This is a genomic window from Rugosimonospora africana, from assembly GCF_016862975.1.
Classification (GTDB): domain Bacteria; phylum Actinomycetota; class Actinomycetes; order Mycobacteriales; family Micromonosporaceae; genus Rugosimonospora; species Rugosimonospora africana.
Map to the genome: position 1 here is coordinate 1 of NZ_BONZ01000207.1, position 603 is coordinate 603.

The 603-nt window shown below is 66.2% G+C and carries 1 protein-coding gene; it reads left to right on the forward strand.

The genetic code is table 11. The features are described from left to right. The coding region (locus Raf01_RS49250) for an LCP family protein (RefSeq protein WP_203925092.1) at nucleotides 1-603 on the forward strand (603 nt) is incomplete at both ends.

The following is a 603-nucleotide window of genomic DNA, read 5'->3' on the forward strand; positions in this document are numbered from 1 at the left end:
TGAAGCACGGCCCGTTGAACTACCTGCTGATCGGCTCCAACTGGCGGGACGACAACCCGGGCAACGGGGAGCGCGCGGACTCCATCATGATCGTGCACGTCCCGCGCGGGGCGAAGCGCGCGTACCTCGTCTCGGTGCCCCGCGACCTGTACTACACCATCAAGCCGTACCCGAAGACCGACTTCGAGGGCAGTACCGAGAAAATCGACGCCGCGCTCAACTACGGCGGCATGCCGCTGATGTCGCAGACCGTGGCCGACCTGACCGGGCTGAAGTTCAACGGCGCGGCGGTGGCCCGCTTCGACGGGTTCAAGAAAGCCGTCAAGGCGCTGGGCGGGGTCAACATGTGTGTGGACGAGGAGACCGTGTCCGTCCACATCGGACGGGACAGCAACGGCCACTATGCCGCGCCCTACACCAACCTGACCGGCACCCCGCAGCCGGTACCCGGCGTGACGCCGCAGGTCTACCACAAGGGCTGCCAGCATCTCGCGCCCTGGCAGGCTCTGGACTATGTGCGGCAGCGTGAGCTGCTCCCGGGCGGAGACTACGACCGGCAACGCCACCAACAACAGTTCATCATGGCCGTGCTCAAGCAGACCG